Genomic DNA, 11,998 nt, shown 5'->3' with positions numbered 1-11,998 from the left:
AACAATGATGCAGATCGAAAACAAGATTTTTCTGGTCACCGGCGGTGCTTCCGGCCTGGGGGCCGCCACGGCTGAAATGCTGGTCGCGGCCGGCGCCAAAGTGATGCTGGTGGACATGAATGCCGAGGCCGTGGCGGCGCAGGCCCAGCGCCTGGGCGCGCAAAGCGTGGTCGCGGACATCAGCAACGAAGCGGCGGCGGAAGCGGCGGTGCAGGCCACGGTCAAAGCCTTCGGTGGCCTCAACGGTCTGGTCAATTGCGCCGGTATCGTGCGTGGCGAGAAAATCCTCGGCAAGAACGGCCCGCATGCATTGGCCAGTTTCAGCCAGGTGATCAACGTCAACCTGATCGGCAGCTTCAACATGCTGCGCCTGGCCTCGGCGGCCATCGCCGAAACCCAGCCGGACGCCGATGGCGAACGCGGCGTGATCATCAACACGGCCTCGGCCGCTGCCTATGACGGCCAGATCGGCCAGGCGGCTTATGCCGCATCCAAAGGCGCCATCGTCAGCCTGACCTTGCCCGCCGCCCGTGAACTGGCGCGTTTTGGCATCCGCGTGATGACCATCGCCCCGGGCATTTTCGAAACGCCAATGATGGCCGGCATGACCCAGGAAGTGCGCGATTCGCTGGCTGCTGGCGTGCCATTCCCGCCGCGCCTGGGCAAACCCGGCGAGTACGCCGCGCTGGTCCGGCATATCATTGAAAACAGCATGCTCAACGGCGAGGTGATCCGTCTTGACGGTGCCTTGCGCATGGCCGCCAAGTAAGGAGTTTTGACATGACCATTGCCAACGATCCGATTGTTATCGTCAGCGCCGTCCGCACCCCGATGGGCGGGTTTCAGGGCGACCTGAAAAGCCTGACCGCGCCGCAGCTCGGCGCCCTGGCCATCCGTGCCGCGGTCGAGCGCGCCGGCATCAACGCCGAATCCGTTGAAGAAGTGCTGTTTGGCTGCGTGCTGTCCGCTGGCCTCGGCCAGGCGCCGGCGCGCCAGGCTGCACTGGGCGCCGGGCTGGACAAATCGACCCGTTGCACCACGCTCAACAAGATGTGCGGTTCGGGCATGGAAGCAGCGATTCTGGCCCACGACATGCTGATGGCCGGCAGTGCTGACGTGGTGGTCGCGGGCGGCATGGAAAGCATGTCCAACGCGCCGTACCTGCTGGACCGCGCGCGCAGCGGTTATCGCATGGGCCACGGCCGTGTGCTCGATCACATGTTCCTCGACGGTCTGGAAGATGCCTACGACAAGGGCCGCCTGATGGGCACTTTTGCCGAGGATTGCGCGGAAACCAACGGGTTCACCCGCGAAGCGCAAGACACCTTTGCCATCGCCTCGACCACCCGCGCGCAGCAGGCGATCAAGGACGGCAGCTTCAAGGACGAGATCGTCCCGGTGTCGGTCATGGTCGGCAAGGAGCAAGTACTGATCAGCAACGACGAACAGCCACCGAAAGCCAAACTGGACAAGATTGCTTCGTTGAAACCAGCGTTCCGCGAGGGCGGTACGGTCACGGCGGCGAACTCCAGTTCGATTTCCGACGGCGCGGCGGCACTGGTGCTGATGCGCCGTTCCGAAGCCGAGAAACAAGGGCTGAAACCACTGGCCGTGATTCACGGCCACGCGGCGTTTGCCGACACACCGGGCCTGTTCCCGGTGGCACCCGTGGGCGCGATCAAGAAGTTGATGAAGAAAACCGGCTGGTCGCTGGACCAGGTCGAACTGTTTGAAGTGAACGAAGCGTTCGCCGTGGTCAGTCTGGTAACGATGACCCAACTGGAAATCGCGCACGAGAAGGTCAACGTTCACGGCGGCGCGTGCGCCTTGGGCCATCCGATTGGTGCGTCGGGCGCGCGGATTCTCGTGACCTTGCTCTCGGCCCTGCGCCAGAAAGGCCTGAAACGCGGCGTCGCAGCGATCTGCATCGGCGGCGGCGAAGCCACGGCCATGGCGGTTGAATGCCTCTACTGAAGCACTCAGTCCCTGTAGGAGTGAGCCTGCTCGCGATAGCGGTGTATCAGTCAGTAGAAATGTTGACTATGAGACCGCCATCGCGAGCAGGCTCGCTCCTACAGGTTCAGTGTTTCAACCCGTCATTTTGTACGACAGGCTTATTTTAAGGACTTGGCATGATTCCCAATGACGAACAACTGCAGATCAGCGAAGCCGCCCGGCAGTTTGCCCAGGAACGGCTGAAACCGTTCGCCGCCGAGTGGGATCGCGAACACCGTTTCCCCAAGGAAGCCATCGGTGAAATGGCCGAGCTCGGCTTCTTCGGCATGCTGGTGCCGGAGCAGTGGGGCGGTTGCGACACCGGTTACCTGGCCTACGCCATGGCCCTGGAAGAAATCGCCGCCGGTGACGGCGCATGCTCGACCATCATGAGCGTGCACAACTCGGTCGGCTGCGTACCGATCCTGCACTATGGCAACGACGATCAGAAAGAACGCTTCCTCAAGCCCTTGGCCAGTGGCGCAATGCTTGGCGCCTTTGCCCTGACCGAACCGCAGGCCGGTTCCGACGCCAGCGGCCTGAAAACCCGCGCACGGCTGGAAGGCGATCACTACGTGCTCAACGGCTGCAAACAGTTCATCACCTCCGGGCAAAACGCCGGGGTGGTGATTGTGTTCGCGGTGACCGACCCGAGCGCGGGCAAACGTGGCATCACCGCGTTGATCGTACCGACCGATTCGCCGGGCTACAAAGTCGCGCGGGTCGAAGACAAACTCGGTCAGCACGCGTCCGACACCTGCCAGATCCTGTTCGAAGACGTTAAAGTCCCGGTCGCCAACCGTTTGGGCGAAGAGGGCGAAGGTTATCGAATCGCCCTGGCCAACCTAGAAGGTGGTCGCGTCGGCATTGCGTCGCAATCGGTGGGCATGGCTCGCGCCGCGTTCGAAGCGGCCCGCGACTACGCCCGTGAGCGCGAGAGTTTCGGCAAACCGATCATCGAACACCAGGCGGTTGCGTTCCGCCTCGCCGACATGGCCACACAAATTGCCGTGGCCCGCCAGATGGTGCATTACGCGGCGGCGCTGCGTGACAGCGGCAAACCGGCGCTGGTCGAAGCGTCCATGGCCAAGCTGTTCGCCTCGGAAATGGCCGAGAGGGTCTGCTCCTCGGCATTGCAAACCCTCGGCGGTTACGGTTACCTCAACGATTTCCCGCTGGAGCGCATTTATCGCGACGTGCGGGTCTGCCAGATCTACGAAGGCACCAGCGATATTCAACGCATGGTTATTTCGCGCAATTTATAAGAAGGAGTTCCTCTGTGAGTTACGAAACGATTTTGCTGGAAACCCATGGCCGCGTCGGCCTGATCACCTTGAACCGCCCGCAAGCGCTGAACGCGTTGAACGCGCAGATCGTCAGCGAGCTGAATCACGCCCTTGATGGCCTGGAAGCCGATTCGAACATCGGCTGCATCGTGCTGACCGGCTCGAAAAAAGCCTTTGCCGCCGGCGCCGACATCAAGGAAATGGCCGAGCTGACCTACCCGCAAATCTACATCGACGACCTGTTCAGCGACAGCGATCGCGTGGCCAACCGCCGCAAGCCGATCATCGCCGCGGTCAACGGTTTTGCCTTGGGCGGTGGCTGTGAACTGGCGCTGATGTGCGACTTCATCCTGGCGGGCGACAATGCCAAGTTCGGCCAGCCGGAAATCAACCTCGGCGTGCTGCCGGGCATGGGCGGTACCCAGCGCCTGACCCGCGCCGTGGGCAAAGCCAAGGCCATGGAAATGTGCCTGAGTGGGCGTTTGATCGACGCAGTGGAAGCAGAGCGTTGCGGCATCGTCGCGCGGATCGTGCCGGCGGATGAACTGCTGGACGAAGCGCTGAAAGTTGCGGCGCTGATTGCCAAGAAGTCGCTGCCGATTGCGATGATGGTCAAGGAGAGCGTCAACCGTGCGTTCGAAGTGAGCCTGTCCGAAGGCGTGCGCTTTGAGCGCCGGGTGTTCCATGCGGCGTTTGCGACGCAGGATCAGAAGGAAGGGATGGCTGCGTTTATTGCCAAGCGTGAGGCTGAGTTCAAAGGTAAGTAATGCGGCGTTTTGACTGACGCCATCGCGGGCAAGCCCGGCTCCCACAGGTTATCGGTGTCCTTTCCATTGACACATAACCTGTGGGAGCCGGGCTTGCCCGCGATGCTTTTAGGCTTCAGACCAGATAGTTTTTGAGCTCGCGGGCGATCACCATCCGCTGTATCTCGCTCGACCCTTCGTAAATCTGCGTAATCCGCGCATCCCGGTAGTACTTCTCCACTGGATAGTCTTCCAGATACCCATAACCACCATGAATCTGAATCGCGGACGAGCACACCTTTTCGGCCATTTCCGAGGCAAACAGCTTGGCCTGTGAAGCTTGCGACAGGCAGGGTTTGCCGGCGGTGCGCAAGCGCGCCGCATGCAGGATGAGCAATCGCGCGGCGTTCAGCTGCATGTGCATGTCAGCGAGCATGTTGGCGATGCTCTGGTGTTCGATGATCGGCTTGTCGAATTGCACCCGATCCCGCGCATAGGCCAGCGCCGCTTCGAACGCGGCTCGGGCAATGCCCAAGGCTTGCGCGGCGATGCCGATGCGGCCACCTTCGAGGTTGGACAGGGCGATGGACAGGCCTTTGCCGCGCTCACCCAGCAGGTTGGCTTCAGGAATGGTGCAGTTATTCAACGTCACCGCGCAGGTGTCGGAGGCGCGGATGCCCATCTTGTGTTCCGTGCGATCGACGATAAAACCGGCAGTGTCAGTCGGCACCAGGAAGGCCGAAATGCCGCGTTTGCCCAGGTCCGGATCGGTCACGGCAAACACAATCGCCAGTTTCGCGCGCTTGCCGTTGCTGACAAATTGCTTGGCGCCGTTGATCACCCACTGGCCGTCGCGCAGTTCGGCGCGGGTGCGCAGGTTGTGCGCTTCGGAACCGGCTTGTGGTTCGGTCAGGCAGAAGCAGCCGATGGCCTGGCCGCTGGCCAGATCCGGCAGCCAGGTCTGTTTCTGTTCTTCAGTGCCATAGTTCAAAACGGGGCCGCACCCGACCGAGTTGTGAATGCTCATCAGCGCACCGGTAGCGCCATCACCCGCGGAAATCTCTTCCACCGCCAAGGCGTAGGCCACGTAGTCGACATAGGTGCCGCCCCATTCTTCAGGCACCACCATGCCCAGCAGCCCGAGTTCACCCATCTTCGCCACCAGACCGTCGTCGATCCAGCCAGCCTTTTCCCAGGCTTGCGCATGGGGCGCGATTTCGCCGCGGGCAAAGTCCCGGGCCATGTCGCGGATCATGACTTGCTCTTCGCTCAATTCGATATCGTGCATGGCTCAGTTCCCACTCTCATCAAGGCCTGTGAAGAAACTCGCGACATGCTTGGCGTCCAGCGCCTGCAAGGTCGGCGGGTTCCAGCGCGGCGTCTTGTCTTTGTCGATCAGCAAGGCGCGCACGCCTTCGATCAGGTCGCCGCGCTCGAACCATTGACGGTCCAGGTGCAGCTCAAGGGCGAAGCAGTCTTCCAGACTCAAGTGCCGACCCCGACGGAGCATTTCCAGGGTCACGCCCATGGCCAGCGGCGAACGGCTGTCCAGCAGGTCGGCAGTGGTCAGTGCCCACTCATGGCTGTCGGCAATCGTCACTTCACGCAATTGCTCAACAATACTCGGCACATCGGGCAAGGCGAAGAAGTGGTCGATGGCCGGGCGGAGCGCTTCCAGCGGTGCGTCGGGCAGTTGCTGCACCGCGAGTTTAGCCAGCAAGCCCTGCAGGTCTTTGAGCGGCGTGTCGTGCCATTCGAGCTGGTCGAGTTTGTCGTCCAGCACGGACAGTTTTTCGCTCTCCAGATACCAGTCGGCCAACCCGCAGTAGAGCGCATCCGCCGCGCGAATCTGCACACCGCTGACACCGAGGTACATCCCAATCTCGCCAGGGATGCGTGGCAGGAAGTAGCTGCCACCGACGTCCGGGAAGTAGCCGATGCCGACTTCCGGCATCGCCAGACGGCTTTTTTCGGTGACTACTCGCAGGTCGGCGCCTTGCACCAGCCCCATGCCGCCGCCCAGGACGAAGCCGTCCATCAAGGCGAGCACGGGTTTGCGGTAATGGTGGATGGCGAGGTCCAGGGCGTATTCCTCGACGAAGAAATCCTGGTGCAGCGTGTCGCCGCTTTTGAAACTGTCGTACAGCGAGCGAATATCGCCGCCGGCACAGAAGGCTTTCTCGCCGGCACCGCGCAAGACCACCGCGTGTACGTGTGGATCCTGAGCCCAGGCATCGAGCTGACGCTGCAGGTCGCGCACCATGTCCAGGGTCAAGGCATTGAGGCCAGCGGGGCGGTTGAGGGTCAGGTGACCGATGTGGTTGCGAACCTCGGCCAGCACTTCGTTTTGCGTGGCGTCCATGGACGAAGTCCCCTTCGATAAAACCTGAGCAGTCATCACTAACTCCCTGCTTTTATTGTTCTTTATAGAGAAGCTCGCGCGCGAGCGATGCAGGATCGTACCAGTGCAAATTTGTGATGTACAACCGGGAAATGTGCAGGTCCTGTCTGCGTTTTTGCAACAAACTTGTGGGAGCCGAGCTTGCTCGCGATGGGGTCCTGTCAGCCAACATAAATGTTGAATGACACACTGCTATCGCGAGCAAGCTCGGCTCCCACAAGGATTGGTTAAATGCGTTTGCTGAGTACTTCGCTGATACTGCGCCGCTTGGCGTGCAGTTCACTGGCATGGATCAGCTGTTCGAGGTCTTCAGGCGTGACATCGAAGAACGCCTCCATGTCCGCCAACGCCAGTTTCAGGTCTTGGGCAGTGATGGCCTGGCTGTCAACAGGCGGGTGATCGGCGGGGATCACGGCCACCGGTTCGCTGGCGCGTTTGGGGTAGCGAATGCGCGTCAGGTTGTTGTAGGCCAGGGCGCTGAGCAGCATCGCCGAGGCACCGAGCATCACCGGGCCGAGGGCCTTCCAGTCCATGGCAATGGTGGCCGGATCGGCCAGCACCAACAGCAATGCCAAAGCCCCGGCCGGCGGATGCAGGCAACGCAGCCAGCACATCAACATCAGCGCCATGCCCGCTGCCAGGCAGGCACTGCCGAGGGTTCGCCCGAGCACATGGGCAACCAGCAGCGAAACCACTCCGGCGCTCAAGTAGCCGCCCAGAATCGACCACGGCTGGGCGAGGGCGCCGGAGGACACAGCGAACAACAACACGGCCGATGCACCCAGCGGGCCGATCAGGTGCTGCGCCACTTCCATGCCAAACACTTGCCCGCAAACCCAAACGCTGAACAGCGTCCCAAGGGCCATGCCGATGGCGGCGCGGCTCCATTCGGAAGGGCGGGTGTTGATGGCGGCGGGCAACCAGCGAGCGAACATGATGAAGTTGATCCGTGAACAAAAAAACGAGCAAAAAAAAAGGCTTGGCTGGGATATCCAGAAAGCCCTTGAAGGTGTTCCAACTATTGGGGGAGGAACGGGGCACAGTGTGCCGTTGAATCCATGTACTGACAAATTCATATTAATGCAGTTTCAGTGCATTAATTTTGCAGTATTGCCACGCGCCGTCCACTCATGAAGCACAGGAATCCGCCCATTGCGGTCAGTGCGCTCAAGGCATAGAACATCGTCGGTGCGGGGGTGTGCATCAGCAGGAAGCCGCAGATCACCGGGCTCAATGCGCCGCCGAGTGCGGCGAGGTTCTGCGCGCCGTAATAGCTGCCGCGCAATTCTTCCGGGGCCAGGGTGTCGACGAAGAGGAACTCGGCGGGGTAAATGATCATTTCGCCCAGGGTGAAGATGAACATGGCCACGCACCATGACACCAGGCTGTCGGCCAGGCTGAAGCCGATCAAACCGACGATGAACAGGCTGGTGCCGCCGGCAATCCAGTAGCGCAGTTGTTCGCGCTTGAGAAACCGGCCGATCTGGTATTGCAGCAGGATCACGCTGATGGCGTTACAAGCGAGCAGGGCGGCCATGGTTTCCAGGGCGCGTTTGGAATCGTGAGTCACCAGCAGGTATTGCGACAGGTACAAGGTGAACCGGCCGTGGACCACAGTACTGAGCAGGCAACCGCAGGTGAACATGATCAGCGTGCGGTCGTTTTTCAGGGTGATCAGCGTCTTGAGAAAGCTCTGGGGTTGGCCGATGGCGGGCACCGGGGCCGAGTCCTTGGGGATGCCGATCATCAGGAAGATGCTGAAGAACGCGATGCCACCGGCAATCAGAAATGGCGCAATCGGGTACACCCCGGCAATCACCACACCGAGCATCGGCCCGGTGGCGTAACCGATGTTGGTCAAGGTGTAGCGCAGGGAAAAGGCCTTGGCGCGCTGGCCCATGGGCAGGTTTTCGCTGAGGATCGCTTTCGATCCGATCAGGAACAGCGCCGATGCCGTTTCAGTGATCACCAGCGTGGCGGTGGTCAGGTAGAGGTTTTCGGCAAAGGTCAGCAGCACAAAGCCGATGGCGCTGGAGAGCATGGCGAGGATCAGCAGTCGGCGCTTTTCCAGACGGTCGATGATGTAGCCGCCGTAGAGCGCGAGCAGGGTAGCGATAAACACCGCGATGCCTAGCAGCAAACCGACGTCCTGTTGGTTGAGGCCGAGTTTGTTGCTCAGGAACAGCGTGAGCAGCGGACTGGTGATGGCGCGGCTGACGACAATCGTCAGCGAGACAATCATCAAGCGGCGGATAACGAGCGAGTAAGTGGCCACGGTGGGGCAAATGTCCTTATTTGGTTTTTTGAGTGTTTACCGACAGACCGAGGCGCGGCCATCGCGAGCAAGCTCGCTCCCACATTTGCAATGCATTGCCCTGTGGGAGCGAGCTTGCTCGCGATGGCGTCAGCCGATTCAACCTCTTGATCAAACCAGCCACCGATCCAGCAAACGAACCGATTCCATCTCCTCCAGCCGCCACAACTGCCCAAGGCATTGCGCCGCCCGTTCCTGCGACATCACCCGCCCGGCCAGACTGAAAAACTTCTGTTCCAACGCCGCATCACTCAACGGATTTCCCGGCGCTCCCAGCGGCACGTCGACACACAGGCTTGCCCGCCGACCGTCCACGGTTCGCAGGCTGACAACCGGCTCGCCATCCTCTGACAGTTGCGGGTCCACTTCAAGGCGAACGCGCGACATCCAGTGCGCGATACGCGGATCACGGCGTTGCGCATCGTCATAGGCCTGCAACCGGCAATGACCATGAACCAACCGTGCCGCCAGGGCATACGGCAAACTCATCTGCGCCGCCGCCAAGGTGCTGACTTCCTGGTCGCCGCACATGCCTTGAAGAAACCCGCACAGCGAAACATGAATGTCTTCGACCTGATCGACATCGACCTGCAATTGATCGAGCAACAGCCCCAATGCGTCGATGGCCGAATGCGTGCCCCGGCACGAGGCATGAGGCTTGATCGAACAGCGGGCGAGTTTCCACACGACGCCCACGTCGGCGTCCAGTGCCTCGGGCTGCGATGTCACGCCGGCGAGGGTTTTCAGAAAACCGCCCCAGACATCATCGAACAACTTCGTTGGCCCACTGATGCCCTGCTGCGCAAACCGTGCCGCGAGCAATCCACCTTCCGCGGCGCGGCCACTGTGCAGTTTTTTGCTGTGCGAGCCGTCATGGATAAACGCCCACAACCCGCCACTGAAACTGCCGGCGATGCCCAGCGCCGATAACGTTTGCTGAAGGTCCAGACGCAGGATCCGTGCGCTCGCCGCGGCCGCGCCGAATACACCGCACGTGGCGGTGGAGTGCCAGCCCGCGCCGTTGTGCGCCGAGTAACCGCCGCAGGCTTCCAGCACGCGCCGGCCAACTTCGTAGCCGATGACCACGGCGGTGATCAGCTCGCGACCGCTGACAGGGGTGGGCGACATCGATACCGCCGCCATGACCGCCGGAAGCACCACCGCGCCGGAATGGTCGCAGCCACCGGTGTCGTCCAGTTCCAGCGCATGGGCCGCGACGCCGTTGAGCATGGCCGCCTGAATGGCCCCGACCCGCAATCCGGTGCCCCAGACCAACGTTTCTCCGGTTTCACCCGCGAACACCTGTTGCGCCTGTTTCGCCACGTCGCTCACAGAACCGGCCAACGTCGCGCCGAAGGTATCGAGAATGTGCCGCTTGGCTTGCGTCACCAAAGCCGGGGGCAAGTCTTCGTAGCGAGTGTCGACGCCAAACTGCGCCAGTCGCTGCATGCGTTCGGTCATACGAGGTAATCCCGATAATGGCGCTCATACACCGAGGCCGGGTGATCCTCGGCCACAGGCTGCGCCGAACCGGCCCACCACTGCGCGACTTCAGCGGCGGTGGCGATCCACACATCTTTGTGTTGCTGAATGCCCTCAAGCAATTCGCGCAGGACACCGATGCGCCCCGGCGTGGCGATGATTTCCGGGTGCAGGCGCAGCACGTAGCACAGGCCAAACCGGTGGAACCCGGCGAAGTCCATTTGCAGGTTGCCCAGGGTGTGGCTGTAAGACGCGACCCGCGACTGCGCCGGAGGCACGGCAGGGCTCAGGTTGAAGGCGAAATACGGCTCGTCTTCCAGTTCATAGTGCAGCGGCAACTCGATGACTTCCGGTGCAGTCGGATGCTTGAACGGCAAGTCATCGCCACGCCATGATGAAGACCAGCGAATGCCCTGATCCCTCAAGGCCTCGATGAAACCCGGTGCGCCGTTGCCGGCCGGGATGCGAAACCCTGTGGGGCGCTGACCGGTCAGCGCGGTCAACGCTGCGCAACCCTTGGCAATCTCAGCGCTCTGTTGGGCGAGATCGAGGGTGTCGTAGTTCTGGTGGCGATAGCCTGAACAGGCGATTTCATGCCCGCCGGCCTGTATTGCGCGGAGGTGTTCGGGGTTTTCCTCGGCGACGATGCCGGGGATGCACCAACTGCTGGATACCCCCAGTTCCTTGAACAAACCGAGTAAGCGCTCGACTCCGCGTTGGCTGCCGTAACGCCAGACAGACAGCGTCTTGTCGCGCCCGGCGACTTCAGGCGCCTGGGTCAGAATGCCGTGGATGTCGTTGTAATCAACGGTCAACACCACGGCGCAGCGCTTGCCTTGAGGCCACACAGTGGAATCAGCCATGGTGGTGCTCCTTCAGCCACCACTGGGCGACATCGCGGCAGGTCGCGAACCACACGTCATCGCGCTGGCGCATGTGGTCAAAGAGTTTTTCCAGCAACAGGATGCGTCCCGGTTTGCCGGTGATCTTGGGGTGGAACAAGGTGGTCAGGCACAGGCCTTCGTTCATCGCGCCGTCGTATTCGCGGCACCAGTTGTCGAGGGTCAGCGCGTAGCTGGCGGTGCGGTCGAGGCCCGAGGGGAAGTTCGGGGCACGGGTGTAGGCGAGGGAGGCGTAGTCGTCCATTTCCCAGCGGCCGGGAATTTCCACCAACGGCGTGTCGTGGCCGGGTACCTTGACCAGGTACGGCCGGTCATCGCCGCGCATGCTGCTGGAATAGGTCACGCCGGCTTTAACCAGCATCGCCGGGGTCTCGGCGCGCCAATCGCCGGACGGGGTGCGAAAGCCTTCGGCGCGGATCGCCAGGTGTTTCCAGAACACCTCGCGTGATGTCTTCATCACGTCCTTTTGCTGGTCCAGCGTCAGGGCGTAAAAGGATTCGTGTTTGTAGCCGTGGTACGCCACCTCATGCCCGCGCTCGATAATCGCCTGGCACTGTGTCGGCCAGTTCTCCACGACCCAGGCGGGGACGAAGAAGGTCGTTGGAATCCTGAATTCGTCCAGCAGGTCGAGAATCCGCGGCAGCGCCCGGTAAGGGCCGTAACCGCCGAAACCGAAGTACTCGGGCTTGTGCCAGATCGAGCCATTGAGCATGGCATCGCCGGTCGGGCCATCGAGATCGAAGGCGAGGGCGAGGCAGGCTTTGTGCGGGGCGGGCCAGGTGGGTTGCAGCGAGGAGGACATCAGTGGCACTCCATTCATTTATAGGTACCCCACAAAACCTGTGGGAGCGGGCTTGCCCGCGATGAGGCCG

Annotated in this window: 11 protein-coding genes; 4 read left to right on the top strand and 7 right to left on the bottom strand. The window is 61.6% G+C overall.

The window, feature by feature from the left end:
* Window positions 1-7 precede the first annotated feature (7 nt).
* The 4 genes from SB725_RS09675 (at window position 8) to SB725_RS09660 (ending at window position 4,048) form a co-directional block, all read left to right on the top strand.
* Window positions 8-769, top strand: a complete 762-nt coding sequence (locus tag SB725_RS09675; RefSeq protein ID WP_027923042.1) for an SDR family NAD(P)-dependent oxidoreductase — start codon at window positions 8-10, stop codon at window positions 767-769.
* 11 nt (window positions 770-780) lie between these two features.
* Window positions 781-1,974, top strand: coding sequence for an acetyl-CoA C-acyltransferase (locus SB725_RS09670; RefSeq protein WP_410921690.1), 1,194 nt, complete (start codon window positions 781-783; stop codon window positions 1,972-1,974).
* 158 nt (window positions 1,975-2,132) lie between these two features.
* Window positions 2,133-3,260, top strand: coding sequence for an acyl-CoA dehydrogenase (locus tag SB725_RS09665; RefSeq protein WP_027923044.1), 1,128 nt, complete (start codon window positions 2,133-2,135; stop codon window positions 3,258-3,260).
* 14 nt (window positions 3,261-3,274) lie between these two features.
* Window positions 3,275-4,048 carry an enoyl-CoA hydratase gene (locus SB725_RS09660; RefSeq protein WP_027923045.1) on the top strand — a complete coding sequence of 258 codons (774 nt, stop codon included), beginning with the start codon at window positions 3,275-3,277 and terminating at the stop codon, window positions 4,046-4,048.
* Between the two features lie 115 nt (window positions 4,049-4,163).
* On the opposite strand, the gene SB725_RS09655 is transcribed toward SB725_RS09660, so the two are convergent.
* The 7 genes from SB725_RS09655 to SB725_RS09625 all read right to left on the bottom strand — a co-directional run bounded on the left by SB725_RS09655 (window position 4,164) and on the right by SB725_RS09625 (window position 11,928).
* The gene (locus SB725_RS09655; protein WP_027923046.1) at window positions 4,164-5,315 is read right to left on the bottom strand and encodes an acyl-CoA dehydrogenase family protein; all 1,152 of its coding nucleotides are present in this window, start codon (window positions 5,313-5,315) and stop codon (window positions 4,164-4,166) included.
* 3 nt (window positions 5,316-5,318) lie between these two features.
* Window positions 5,319-6,425 (bottom strand): enoyl-CoA hydratase/isomerase family protein, encoded by a 1,107-nt coding sequence (locus tag SB725_RS09650; RefSeq protein ID WP_410921689.1) that lies wholly within the window; start codon window positions 6,423-6,425, stop codon window positions 5,319-5,321.
* Between the two features lie 230 nt (window positions 6,426-6,655).
* Window positions 6,656-7,363 carry an HPP family protein gene (locus tag SB725_RS09645; protein WP_410921688.1) on the bottom strand — a complete coding sequence of 236 codons (708 nt, stop codon included), beginning with the start codon at window positions 7,361-7,363 and terminating at the stop codon, window positions 6,656-6,658.
* A gap of 161 nt (window positions 7,364-7,524) precedes the next feature.
* Window positions 7,525-8,703, bottom strand: coding sequence for an MFS transporter (locus SB725_RS09640; protein ID WP_027923049.1), 1,179 nt, complete (start codon window positions 8,701-8,703; stop codon window positions 7,525-7,527).
* A gap of 150 nt (window positions 8,704-8,853) precedes the next feature.
* Window positions 8,854-10,203: an MmgE/PrpD family protein gene (locus SB725_RS09635; protein WP_410921687.1), complete on the bottom strand. Its 1,350-nt coding sequence runs from the start codon at window positions 10,201-10,203 to the stop codon at window positions 8,854-8,856.
* Window positions 10,200-11,087: a polysaccharide deacetylase family protein gene (locus tag SB725_RS09630; protein ID WP_410921686.1), complete on the bottom strand. Its 888-nt coding sequence runs from the start codon at window positions 11,085-11,087 to the stop codon at window positions 10,200-10,202. The genes SB725_RS09635 and SB725_RS09630 overlap by 4 nt, the downstream gene beginning before the upstream one ends.
* Window positions 11,080-11,928: a polysaccharide deacetylase family protein gene (locus SB725_RS09625; protein WP_410921685.1), complete on the bottom strand. Its 849-nt coding sequence runs from the start codon at window positions 11,926-11,928 to the stop codon at window positions 11,080-11,082. Before SB725_RS09625 ends, SB725_RS09630 begins: the two co-directional genes overlap by 8 nt.
* Window positions 11,929-11,998 lie beyond the last annotated feature (70 nt).

The organism is Pseudomonas sp. SIMBA_041 (assembly GCF_046535095.1).
Lineage (GTDB): Bacteria > Pseudomonadota > Gammaproteobacteria > Pseudomonadales > Pseudomonadaceae > Aquipseudomonas > Aquipseudomonas mucoides.
Note: the sequence above shows the minus strand (reverse complement) of the source record. Positions and strands in the feature narration are given on the sequence as shown.

Coding starts and splice junctions, on each gene's coding strand:
- SB725_RS09645 (WP_410921688.1), bottom strand. CDS start 7,363: ATGTTCGCTCGCTGGTTGCCCGCCGCCATCAACACCCGCCCTTCCGAA.
- SB725_RS09675 (WP_027923042.1), top strand. CDS start 8: ATGCAGATCGAAAACAAGATTTTTCTGGTCACCGGCGGTGCTTCCGGC.
- SB725_RS09665 (WP_027923044.1), top strand. CDS start 2,133: ATGATTCCCAATGACGAACAACTGCAGATCAGCGAAGCCGCCCGGCAG.
- SB725_RS09625 (WP_410921685.1), bottom strand. CDS start 11,928: ATGTCCTCCTCGCTGCAACCCACCTGGCCCGCCCCGCACAAAGCCTGC.
- SB725_RS09655 (WP_027923046.1), bottom strand. CDS start 5,315: ATGCACGATATCGAATTGAGCGAAGAGCAAGTCATGATCCGCGACATG.
- SB725_RS09670 (WP_410921690.1), top strand. CDS start 781: ATGACCATTGCCAACGATCCGATTGTTATCGTCAGCGCCGTCCGCACC.
- SB725_RS09650 (WP_410921689.1), bottom strand. CDS start 6,425: ATGACTGCTCAGGTTTTATCGAAGGGGACTTCGTCCATGGACGCCACG.
- SB725_RS09635 (WP_410921687.1), bottom strand. CDS start 10,203: ATGACCGAACGCATGCAGCGACTGGCGCAGTTTGGCGTCGACACTCGC.
- SB725_RS09630 (WP_410921686.1), bottom strand. CDS start 11,087: ATGGCTGATTCCACTGTGTGGCCTCAAGGCAAGCGCTGCGCCGTGGTG.